This is a genomic window from Ruegeria sp., assembly GCF_040830605.1.
GTDB lineage: Bacteria > Pseudomonadota > Alphaproteobacteria > Rhodobacterales > Rhodobacteraceae > Ruegeria.
Genome location: NZ_JBFOMD010000011.1, coordinates 40001 through 51449, shown reverse-complemented (window position 1 = coordinate 51449; position 11449 = coordinate 40001). Strand labels below are relative to the sequence as shown.

The window sequence follows — 11449 nt, the reverse complement described above, 5'->3', positions numbered from 1 at the left end:
AACGGCATTGGACATTTCCGACCAGCGCATCAAGGCAATGACGACCGCGGGGCTGAACCTGATCGGGCAGGCCCTGTCGATCTATGACAACGATCTGAAACTGGTGCTCAGCAACCGCCGGTTTCAGGAGATGTTCGATCTGCCCGATCAACTGGTTCGTCCCGGGGCTGCGTTTTCCGACACCATCCGCCATCTGGCCACACAGGGCGAGTATGGCCCGGTCAGGAATATCGAGGACGCCGTAAAGCTGAGGGTGGATCAGGCGCTGGCGTTCGAGCCTCATTACATGGAACGCATCCGCCCCAACGGGATGGTGATCTCGGTCGAGGGCGCGCCGCTGCCACAGGGCGGCTGGGTCGCGGTCTATACCGACATCACCCGAACAAAACAGGCCGAGGAACTGCTGCGCACCCGGTCCGAGGAGCTGTCGGATCAACTGCTGACCCATGCCGAGGAACTGTCGGCCACCAACCGCAAATTGGCCGCCACGATCACCGCGCTGGAAGAGGCCAAGCGGCAGCTGACCGAGATCGAGTCGCGCACCCGCCTGACCACCGAGATGATGCCCGCCCATATCGCCCATGTGGGCGCCGACGGGCATTACACCTATTCCAACCGGCGGCTGAGCGCGGTGATGCCGGGACGGCCGTCGGATATCGTCGGGCTGCATATCTCGGAGGCGCTGGGGCCCTCGGCCTTTGCCCGCATCGCGCCGCATCTGCAAAAGGCCTATGGCGGGCGCAACTCGGTCTTCGAGTTCACCGAGGATCACGATCAGCGCCGCATCCGGGTCTCGTTCACACCGGATCAGGCGGGCGGGGTCTATATCCTGTCGATGGACGTTACCGAGGAAACCCAGGCCCGCGTGGCGCTGCAACAATCGCGGCGGCGGGCACTGGCAGCGCAGATGACCAGCGGGCTGGCGCATGATTTCTCGAACCTGCTGACCATCATTCTGGGGATGCAGAGCAGGCTGGAGCGGATGGATCTGCCCGATGAGGCTGCCGAGCTGGTCACGGCCACGCAGCAGACGGCGCGGCGGGGCGGGCAGCTCTTGAACCGGATCGCCGACATGACCGGCAACCGCACCCTGCAGCCGCAGGCGACCGATATGCGCGGGGTGCTCGAGGATCTCAAGATCCTCGCCTCGCCCTCGCTGCCGCGCGGGATGGGCTTGTCGGTGGTCAACCACATGCCGGACGAGGCGCTGATGCTGGACCCGGGCATGTTGCAGGATGCGCTGCTGAACCTGGTGCTGAACGCCCGCGATGCCTGCGGCACCAACGGGCAGATCACCGTCAGCGCCCATACCATCGGGCGGATCTGGATCGAGATCACCGTCGGCGATACCGGCCCGGGCTTTTCCGCCGAGGCGCTGGACAAGGCGCTGAACCCGTTCTTTACCACCAAGGGCAGCGAGGGCTCGGGGCTGGGCCTGCCGATGGTTTATGACATGGTCAAGCTGGCGGGCGGCGATCTGCAGCTGCGCAACACGCCCTCGGGCGCGTCGGTGATGCTGCGCCTGCCCTATCGTGCCGCGCCCGCAGCCCATGGCGGGCTGGCGCTGCTGGTCGAGGACAATGACGAACTGCGCAGCCAGTTCCGCGACATGCTGGTCGATCTGGGCCATTCGGTGATCGAGGCAACCTCGGCCGACGAGGCCTGCGCGCTGGCCGCCGATCTCGACGATATCTCGCTGGTGCTGTCGGACATCAGACTGGAGGGCGCCGGCACCGGGCTGGACCTGATCCGCCGTCTGAAACCGGGCCTGCCCTGCGTGCTGATGACCTCGCTGCCGCTGTCCGACCCGCTGCACCGCGAGGCCCTTGCGCAGGGGCCGGTTCTGCGCAAACCCTTCTCGCGCGCACAACTCTCTGCGCTGATCCGGACCGAGGCCGCCTGATGACCCAACCGCTGGTGACCATTCTCGACGACGAGCCCGAAATCCGGCAGATCCTGACGGATGCGCTGGAAGAGGCGGGGTTTCGAACCCAGAGCTTTGCCCGCGCGCGCGAGTTCGAAGCCTCGCTGAAACGGGTGACGCCGGATGTATGTCTGGTCGATCTGTCGCTGCCCGATACCGACGGGCTGGCGCTGGTGCACCGGCTGGCACTGGAGCAGGGCGCGGCGGTGATCATCATTTCGGGCCGGGCGCAGGTGCAGGACCGGGTGACCGGGCTGGAGCTGGGCGCCGACGACTACATCACCAAACCGTTCGATCCGGCCGAAGTCGTGGCCCGTATCCGCGCCCGTCTGCGCAGCCCCCGCCCGGTCGCGCAGGGCGGCGACACCGCTCTGTTCAACGGCTGGACCGCCCATTTCGACCGGTACGTGCTGGAGGATGACAAGGGCGGCGAGACCCCGTTCAGCCATGCCGAGGGCGAAGTGCTGCGCCTGTTTCTGGAAAGTCCGAAACGCCTGATCAGCCGCGCCCAGATGCAGGAGATGCTGGGCGGTGCGGCGGGTGAGAGCTTTGACCGGGCGATGGACGTCCGCATCTCGCGGCTGCGCACCAAGCTGGGCGAAGACCCCAAGAACCCGCGACTGATCAAGACGATCTACGGCGCGGGCTATATCTTTCTGGGCGATGTGAGCTGGCGCTGATCCCCTGATTTTGGCAGCTTGCAGGCAATTCCTTCGGAATAGCGCACCGCAAGAACCCCGAGCGCCGGGCTACTGCGCCTCGATCCTGCGGATCATCGCGGCCAGCCGTTTGCCGATCAGATGGCTGGAGCGGGGGGACGGATGGATCAGGTCAGGCGCGAAGTAGAACAGCCCGCCGTTCGGCACCACATCCTGCATCGACACATATTCGATACCCTTTTCCTGCTGTGCCAGCCGCGCTATCCGCGCCTCCAGCTCATCGCCTTCGGATTTGCAATGGTCGATTGGGGTCAGCAGACCGGGGCTGCGCAGATAACCGGTATAAAGCACTCTGGCCCCGTCATCCCGAATGCGGCGCAGAAAATCCGGTATCTGCCCGGTCGAGCCGTCCGCGGAAATCATCCGGTTCATGATCCGGTCACAACGCCCGCAGCCACACCCGAACAACAGATCATTGCCGCCGCCATTGACCACCACCCAATCCCAGTCGCCCTTGACGTACTGGTAGGGAATGTTGAAGCCTTTCTGGTCCTCGGCATCCGGGCGGATCTGCATCCAGGCACCGGCGACCGAGCGATCCACGACCGCCTCACCTAACTCCTGTTCGATGGTGTCAGAGATCGAGCTGCCCCAGACCGCATTCCAAGCCATCAGAGAATCCCCCACGGCCAGAATTCGGGCGCCACTGTTCTGGCTGAACGATTCCTGACAGGCCGTCAGCGGCAGGGCGGCAATGAAAGCAAACAATAGGGGTTTGAGGCGATCAAAAGTCATGGGACCAAGCTGCGCAAAAAGAATTGTGATTCCGTTAACGCAAATTGGATCACAGCGCAGGAAGTTTAACAATCATGAGATGATTAAAATTGCGAACTACAACTTTTGAGTCGCTTTATCCAACACCTTCAATCCGGCCACCAGATCCGCCTCGCCCGTGTCCTCAGCAAAATCATGGCTGATGCCGCCAATGGACGGAACGAACAGCATCGCCACCGGCATCAGGCGCGAAACATTGGTGGCGTCGTGCAGCGCGCCCGACGGCATGTGCCGCCACCGCCCGGTTGCCACCGCCTCGGCCCCATACTCCAGCGCGGCCTTCAGGCGGTCGTCTATCGCCACCGGCTCCAGCCCCAGCAGTGGGCCGAACTCCAGTCCCATTTCCCCGGCCACCTCCTCGGCTGTTTGGCGAATGATCTCCTCCATCCGCGCCAATCGCCCGGCATCGCCGTCGCGCCACTGCATCGAGAACTGCGCCCGCCCCGGCACGATGGAGGACGCATTGGGATGCAGTGATACATGGCCGATGGTCCAGACCGTGCGCGGCGTGACCACGTTGCGGAACCGCTCGTTGATCAGCGAATTGAACCGCGACAGCGCCTGAAACGCGTCGCGGCGCAGATGCATGGGCGTGGTGCCCGCGTGGTTCTGCTGGCCATCGAAGGTGATCTTCATGTCGCGGATGCCGACGATATCGGTAACCACCCCGATCCGGTCGCCCTCGGTGTCCAGCGTCGGCCCCTGCTCGATATGCATCTCGACAAAACCGGTGAACCGGCCCGGGTCGACGAAATCACCCGCCAGATCCGCCATCGCCGCCCGCGCGGCACCGAAACGGATACCGGCGTGATCGGTCAGCTCGTCCGCCTGGTCCAACGGCAGATGCCCCGACCAGATCGCCGAGCCTGTGGTCACCCCGAACCGCCCCTCTTCATCCTGAAAGCTGACCACCGAAACCGGCCGGTCCGAGGATCGCGCCACCTCCAGCGCCGCGATCACGCCCAGCGCGCCGTCGAGCCAGCCGCCCTCGGGCTGGCTGTCGGAATGCGAGCCCATGAGCAGCGACGGCCCCTCTGCCAGACCAAAAAGGTTGCCGACCGGATCAAACCGGACCTGCAACCCGGCTTCCTCCATCCGCCCCGCCAGCCAGCGCCGCGCGGCGATGTCGGCCTCGCTATAGGCAGGCCGTACCACGCCCTTGCCCACGCCCGAGGCGCCAAACGACCGCAACATATGCAAATCCGCCAGAAACCGTTCCGCATTCACCGCCATACCTGGTCCTCCATCTCCCCTGCTTCTTCTGTTTGAAAATATCCCCGCCGGAGGCTCCCGCAAGGCGCCACAAACGCCCATGCTGACAAATTCGCGCAAGCCGCCTCTAAACCCCTCTGGCCCATCCCCGAAACCTCGCCTAAGACTTGGCGCCAAGAGGAGCACACATGTCCCACATCACCCTTGTCCGCCACGGTCAGGCCAATACCGAGGCGCGCGACGAAGAAAGCTATGACCGCCTCAGCGATCTGGGCCACCAGCAGGCCCGCTGGCTGGGTGCGCATCTGGCCGAGACGCGGTCGCATCACACGCGGGTCTATTGCGGCACCCTGACCCGGCATCTGGAAACCGCGGCCAGTATGGGGCTGGCGGACCCGGTGCAGGACGCGCGGCTGAACGAGATCGAGTATTTCGCCCTCGCCCAGCGCTTTGAGGAACAGCATGGCGTCGCCATCCCAGACGACCGCGAGGGGTTTGTCGACCACCTGCCGCGCACGTTCGTGGCCTGGTCGCGGGGCGAGATCGCCGACCCGCCCGAAAGTTTCGACCAGTTCGAAACCCGCGTCCGCGAGGCATTGGGTGAGATCGGGACCGAGGGCGGACCGGCCATCGTGGTGACTTCGGGCGGGCTGATCTCGATGGTGATGCGGCAGGCGATGGGGCTGGACATCCCGTCCATGGCGCGGGTCGCCCTTGCCATCATGAACACGTCGATGCATCGTCTCTACCCGATTGGCGCGCATCTGAGCCCGGTGCTGTTCAACGCCGTCCCGCATCTGGAACCGCCAGAGCGGCAATTCGCGCAAACCCATTTGTAAGACAGGAGGCTTGGGATGCAGCTCTATTACGCCCCCGGCACAATTTCCGTCGCCGTCGCCATCGCGCTTGAGGAGGCGGGACTGGATTATGACGCGGTGAAGCTCGATTTCGCCAGCGGCGAGCAGACCAAGCCCGCCTATGCCCAGATCAACCCCAAGGGCCGCGTGCCCGCGCTGGCGGTCGAGGGCGGCATCCTGACCGAAACCGGCGCGCTGCTGGATTACGTGGCCGCCAAGGCGCCGCAGGCCGGGCTGGTGCCGGAGGATCCGGTGATGGCGGCGCGGATGCGAGAGGTGATGTATTACCTGGCCTCGACCATGCATGTGAACCACGCCCACAAGCTGCGCGGCCCCCGCTGGGCCAGCAAGGAAAGCAGCTTCAGGGACATGGCGGCCAAGGTGCCCGAGACCATGACCACCTCATGCACGTATATCGAGCGCAACGGCTTGCGCGGGCCATTCGTGCTGGGCGACCGGGTGAGCCTTGCCGATTGTTACCTCTACGTTGTGTGCGGCTGGCTTGAGGGGGACGGCGTCGATGTCTCGGCCTTTCCCAAGGTCCTCGCCTTCCGCGAGGCGATGGCGGCGCGCGCCTCGGTTCAGGCGGTCAAGGCCGCCGGTATGCTTTAGCAAAGGACAGCCAATGACACATCTCTGGGTCCGGGCCGAACAGCGCCCGAACGAGGAACGGGTGGGCCTGACGCCCGAGGGGGCGGCGCAGCTGATTGCAGCGGGGATCCGGGTGACGATCGAGGACAGCTCGGTCCGCGCCATCCCCTTGGACGGCTACCGGGCAGCGGGTTGCGAGACCGCGGCCGAGAACAGCTGGCCCGAGGCCCCTGCGGGTGCCATCGTCTTCGGCCTCAAGGAACTGCCCGAGGACGGCACGCCCCTGCCGCATCGCCACATCATGTTCGGCCATGCCTTCAAGGGCCAGCATTCGGGCCGGGCGCTGCTGGAGCGGTTCAAGGCGGGCGGCGGCACGCTTTACGATCTGGAATATCTGGTGGATGAAACCGGCCGCCGGGTGGCCGCATTCGGTTATTGGGCGGGCTATGCGGGGGCCGCCGTGACGCTGAAAGCATGGGCCGCGCAGCAGCGGGGCGCGCAATGCGGTCCGGTTGGTGTCTATCCCGGCAAGGATGCACTGATTGCGGAGCTAGGCGCCGAGTTGGGCGGCACCGGCGCCCCCCGCCCCAGCGCCATTGTCATCGGCGCGCTTGGCCGGGTCGGTACCGGGGCCGCCGATCTCTGCGATGAGATGGGTGTTGCCGTCACCAAATGGGACATGGCCGAGACCGCAAGCGGCGGGCCGTTCCCGGAGATCCTCGGCCATGACCTGTTCCTGAACTGCATCTTCGCCCGCCCCGGCACGCCGGTCTTCGTCCCGCGTGAGGCGCTGACCGCGCCGCGCAAGCTGACCGCCATCGGTGACGTGGCCTGCGACCCGGACAGCGATTACAACCCGGTGCCGGTCTATGACCGCGCCACCACTTGGGACCAACCCACCTTGCGCGTTACCTCCGACCCGGTGCTGGACGTGATGGCCATCGACAACCTGCCCTCGATGCTGCCGGTCGAAAGCTCCGAAGACTACGCAGCGCAGCTGCTACCCTCACTGCTGACACTTGGGCGTATCGAAACCGGTGTCTGGGGCCGGGCCAAGGCCACCTATCAAACCCATATCGAGAGGATCTGACAGATGACCATCCATTGGTGCGGCACCGGCCTTTCGGCCATTCCCGGGTTGCGGCGGCTGATCGGGACGGATCATCCCGTCACCGTCTGGAACCGGACCGTCTCCAAGGCGCGCGACGAGGTCGGAGACCTGACCGACGACATCCACGCCTTCGACATCGACGCGCTGGGCGCAGTGCTTGCCAAGGGCGACGTCATTGTGTCGATGCTGCCCGGGGACTGGCACGTGCCGCTGGCGGAACTGGCGATCTCGAAGGGTGCGAACTTCGTCTCCTCGTCCTACATCGCCCCCGAGATGCACGCGCTGGACGAAGCCGCACGCGAGGCCGGTGTGGCGCTGGTCAACGAGGTGGGTCTCGATCCCGGTATCGACCACCTGATGGCGCATGCGTTGGTGGCAGACTATCGCGCCTCGGACGCCTTCGACGCGACCAACCACCTGAGCTTCATTTCTTATTGCGGCGGCATCCCGAAATATCCCAATCCGTTCCGCTACAAGTTCAGCTGGTCGCCGCTGGGCGTGCTCAAGGCGCTGCGTTCGCCCTCACGCTCGATCCGCAACTACGCGCCGTTGGATGTGGCGCGGCCCTGGGACGCGATCTCCAGCTATGTCGCGCCGCTGCCGACGCCCGAGAGCTTCGAGGTCTACCCCAACCGCGACTCGCTGCCCTTCATGGCGCAGTACCATTTTGAGGAGAACTGGCCGGTCCGGGAATTCGTCCGCGGCACCCTGCGTCTGAATGGCTGGGCTGAGGCGTGGGACGGCGTGTTCAAGGAGGTCGAAACGCTGTCAGGTCCCGAGGGCGACGCGCGCCTCAAGGAGATGTCCGACCAGTTCTGGGCCGAGAACGCCTATGACGAGGGTGAGCCGGACCGGGTGGTGCTGTGCGTGGGCCTCAAGGCCGAGAAGGATGGCGTCGCGGTCTGGGACAAGACCTATGTGATGGACGCCTGGGGCGATGCGCGCGGCACGGCGATGGCCCGTCTGGTCTCGGTGCCGGTGTCGCTGGCGGTCGAAGCGGTGCTGAACCGCGCCATCCCGGCGGGCGTGCACGCAGCCCCCAGCGATCCGAAGCTGGTTGAGGTGTGGATGGGCGAGATCGACAAGCTGGCACAGCATCTGCAGGTGGTGGGGTAACCTGAGCCCCTGCGGCCTTTGGCTGATCCTGGCCCGGGGAAACTGTCACCGCAGGGTTATGCTGTCTGCCCGCACCATTTCTCCAAGATGTCGTGGAGCGGTTGCAGATGATCCTGATACCGGCGCCATTTCTCGATTGAGCCCCGGTACACCGGCTGGCGCACCTGGGACAGGCTGGCGGTGCGGACCCGTCGGCGTGATTTATGAAAGTCCAGACACCGCTCATCCCAGTCCAGCCCGCAATATTGCAGCAGGCTCCTGGCCTCCTGCTCGGTATCGGCCACCAGTGCCTCGTAGTGCAGCTCGTGGAATGCGGTTGCGGGCAGAACATGTCTCCAGTGCTGCATCAGCCGGCGATAAGCGTCATAGGCCCGCCCCAACTCCTCCAGATCATAGCTGTGATGCTGGCTGCGTTCGAACAGCCGGGTGAAACAGGACAGGCAGGTGTCCATCGGATGCCGCTGGATATGGACAATCCGGGCGTTCGGCAGCAGCGCGTGGATCAGTCCTACCATGTGGAAATTCGCGGGCATCTTGTCGGTGATCATGGCCGCATCCGGCGCGTGCGCCGTCAACCGGTCCACATAGTCCTGCGCGAGAGCAGAGAGTGCCTCGTTGGGCAATGCCTTCAGGGTCTCGGGAAACTGTCTGGATTTGCCCTGCGCGTCGAAGCCGAAAATCCGCTGCAGGTCATTCAGCTCTCCCGCACCGTGAACCTGCGGGTGGCTGGCGAGGATGGATTCGGTCAGCGTTGTGCCCGACCGGGGCATTCCCAGCACGAAGATCGGTGTCGCCGATGGCAGGGCCGCCGACCGCAAATGATCAATGAACTCCGGCGTAAATGTCTGAATGATCTGATCGACGTGCCGGTCATACAGGTCCGCGTCATAGCTCAGCAGCGACCGCTTGACCCGCGCCCCCATCGCGTATTGCCCGAACGCGTCGTCATACCGTCCCAGGGCGTCGTAGCACTCCCCAAGCGCGAAGTGGAACGAGGCCCGTTTCTGGGGCGCCATGTTCCCGGAACGCGGCATGTTCGCCTCAAGCGCGGCCAGCAACGGATCGTCCGGTGTTTTCACCTTATCGAGGCGGCAGAGCGCCATCGTCGGGTACAGATCGTCCGGGTCCAGGTCGCGCGCCTGTTCGAACGCATCCCGCGCCGAGGCCATGTCGCCCATTTCCATGAACAGGTGACCGCGCCCCATGATGCTGGCGGAAAAGGCGGGATCGATGCCCAGCGCCTTGTCATAAGCGTCAACGGCCAGTTTCTCGTCCGACAGATTGCTGTGGCACAGCCCCATCTGGTGCAGGCAAAGCGCGCTGTCCGGCTCGATCTCCACGGCCTTGCGCGCCGCGGCAAGGGCGAGGTCGGGATGGTTCTTTTCCAGCATCACCTGCGACAGCCCGACATGAGACTGGGCCAGTGCCGGGTTGATCTCGATCGACCGGCGGAATGACGTCTCGGCGGCATCGAGCTGGGCATACATCAGGTGGATGCGCCCCTGGTTGCGATGCGCCTCGGCGTTGCCGGGGGCCCTGGACAGCAGCCGTGACAGCTCGGTCTGGGCCAGATCGAGCTGCTCGTCCTCGATGAGAACCGTAACCAGGTTGTTATGGGTTTCGGCATTGTCGGGCGCCAGTTCGAGGACGCGGCGATAGTACGTGATGGCCAGCGGGCGGTTCTTTTCATCCCGTGCCATGCTGCCCAGATTGTTGAGCGATGAGATGTGACCGGGGGCAAGCTGCAGAGCGCGCTCGTGCAGGTCTTTCGACAGGTCGAACTCTCCACAATCGTAATAGGCCAGCGCCAGATTGGCGAGCGCCGGGGCCGATTTAGGGGCGGCGGCAACCGCGCGCTTTCCCAGTTCGACCGCCTCCTGCCGGTGACCGGCCGATCGCATGATCTCAACCGCATTGGCCAAAAGGGCCGCGTTTTTCGGGGCAAGGTCCAGCGCGCGGCGCAGATGGGAAAGCGATTGCTCCATCTGCCCCTGCCGAAACCGCGCAAGGCCGATCAGATGCAGCGCCTCGACATGTTCGGGAAGGCTCGCCAGAATCCGGTCGCAGAGATAGGCGCAGGCCTCAAGCTCTCCGGCCTGAAAGTTCTGCCGGGCCATCGCTATCGCCTGATCGGCGCTGAGTGTCTGAGTGGTTTGGGTCTGCATGCGCGGGCTTCTTTTTGAGATCTGCCACTTGTTAGTCTCAACCCCGGCACCCGGCAACTAAACATAAGTTGGACGTGGCGGCGCGGGGCCCGTTTTGATGCGGAGATGCCGGTTTTCGGGCTGGATGGCCCCCGAACCGGAATGGGTCTTTTGAGTCGCAGTGTTCCGGGTTGTGATTCGAGTGCCGAATGCAATAAGCAGCCGCCCGACAGAACTCAGCAAACTCGGGAACCCATCCATGCCGTCCAAAAGCCGCCTTACATTCATATTCTTCGCCGCCCTGTTTTGCGCCTGCATCATGCTGTTTGAGGATATTGGCGAGGCCATGGGGGTGGCGTGGATCGACGAGTGGGACGAGATCCACGTGTGGGAGGTCCTGATCATGCTGTCCCTGTTCGGGGCCATCATCATGCTGGGCCTCGAAATCCTGAAAATGCGCCGCTATCAGGACACGCTTGAGGATAAGGTGGCCCGGGCCTCGGGCGCGTTCGAAGAACTGCTGAACGCCTATTTCGACAAATGGGCCTTTTCGACCGCCGAGCGCGAGATTACGCGCCTCTTAATCAAGGGATGCTCGACCGCCGAGATGGCAGAGATTCGCAACGCCAAGGAAGGCACCATCAAGGCGCAGACCAGCTCGATCTACAAGAAATCCGGCTATGCGGGTAAGGCACAGCTGCTCAGCGCGTTCCTCGAAGACCTGACCGATGGCGGGTCGCTTGCCAACTCGTCACGATGAGGTTCCGAGGTGCGCTCCCATGTCACGATGAGACTTTCAAGGCCCCGCCCTGAGACTTCTGACGCTGGGTCACCTAAACAATTGCCAATTAGGGCATAAACCAAAGTCATAACGGGCCATATTGGCCTCAATTACGCCTCTTTTGCCCCTATACCGAGGTTTTCGGGTGTGCCACGAAACGGCGCAAAATGCACCAGAACGGGTGACCCTAAGGAAACAAACCCGACGGTGCTGGGAACGG

At 64.1% G+C, this 11449-nt stretch carries 10 protein-coding genes; 7 read left to right on the top strand and 3 right to left on the bottom strand.

The features are described 5' to 3' along the window. Positions 1-7 precede the first annotated feature (7 nt). Both AB3N21_RS16480 and AB3N21_RS16475 read left to right on the top strand, forming a co-directional pair. Positions 8-1903, top strand: coding sequence for a PAS-domain containing protein (locus AB3N21_RS16480; RefSeq protein ID WP_367936245.1), 1896 nt, complete (start codon positions 8-10; stop codon positions 1901-1903). After that, positions 1903-2604, top strand: coding sequence for a response regulator transcription factor (locus AB3N21_RS16475; RefSeq protein ID WP_367936244.1), 702 nt, complete (start codon positions 1903-1905; stop codon positions 2602-2604). The genes AB3N21_RS16480 and AB3N21_RS16475 overlap by 1 nt, the downstream gene beginning before the upstream one ends. A 69-nt stretch (positions 2605-2673) precedes the next feature. Here the strand turns inward: AB3N21_RS16475 and AB3N21_RS16470 are convergent, their stop codons facing one another. Next, a complete protein-coding gene (locus AB3N21_RS16470) occupies positions 2674-3378 on the bottom strand; it encodes an SGNH/GDSL hydrolase family protein (protein ID WP_367936243.1) in 705 nt (234 codons plus the stop codon). A gap of 96 nt (positions 3379-3474) precedes the next feature. Beyond that, positions 3475-4650 carry a Zn-dependent hydrolase gene (locus AB3N21_RS16465; RefSeq protein WP_367936242.1) on the bottom strand — a complete coding sequence of 392 codons (1176 nt, stop codon included), beginning with the start codon at positions 4648-4650 and terminating at the stop codon, positions 3475-3477. Positions 4651-4817: 167 nt separating this feature from the next. On the opposite strand from AB3N21_RS16465, the gene AB3N21_RS16460 reads away from it, so the two are divergent. The 4 genes from AB3N21_RS16460 to AB3N21_RS16445 are packed head-to-tail and all read left to right on the top strand — an operon-like array spanning position 4818 to position 8304. Then, positions 4818-5468: a histidine phosphatase family protein gene (locus AB3N21_RS16460; RefSeq protein ID WP_367936241.1), complete on the top strand. Its 651-nt coding sequence runs from the start codon at positions 4818-4820 to the stop codon at positions 5466-5468. A gap of 15 nt (positions 5469-5483) precedes the next feature. After that, the gene (locus AB3N21_RS16455; protein WP_367936240.1) at positions 5484-6098 is read left to right on the top strand and encodes a glutathione S-transferase family protein; all 615 of its coding nucleotides are present in this window, start codon (positions 5484-5486) and stop codon (positions 6096-6098) included. Positions 6099-6111: 13 nt separating this feature from the next. Then, positions 6112-7167: a saccharopine dehydrogenase gene (locus tag AB3N21_RS16450; RefSeq protein ID WP_367936239.1), complete on the top strand. Its 1056-nt coding sequence runs from the start codon at positions 6112-6114 to the stop codon at positions 7165-7167. A gap of 3 nt (positions 7168-7170) precedes the next feature. Next, entirely contained in the window at positions 7171-8304 is a 1134-nt protein-coding gene (locus AB3N21_RS16445; RefSeq protein ID WP_367936238.1) for a saccharopine dehydrogenase family protein, read from the top strand. Between the two features lie 56 nt (positions 8305-8360). Here AB3N21_RS16445 and AB3N21_RS16440 read toward each other — a convergent pair whose 3' ends face one another. Beyond that, the gene (locus AB3N21_RS16440) at positions 8361-10469 is read right to left on the bottom strand and encodes a sulfotransferase (RefSeq protein ID WP_367936237.1); all 2109 of its coding nucleotides are present in this window, start codon (positions 10467-10469) and stop codon (positions 8361-8363) included. A 238-nt stretch (positions 10470-10707) separates the two neighbouring features. Between AB3N21_RS16440 and AB3N21_RS16435 the strand changes: the two genes are divergently transcribed. Continuing rightward, positions 10708-11208 carry a helix-turn-helix transcriptional regulator gene (locus tag AB3N21_RS16435; RefSeq protein ID WP_367936236.1) on the top strand — a complete coding sequence of 167 codons (501 nt, stop codon included), beginning with the start codon at positions 10708-10710 and terminating at the stop codon, positions 11206-11208. The last annotated feature ends 241 nt before the right edge of the window (positions 11209-11449 follow it).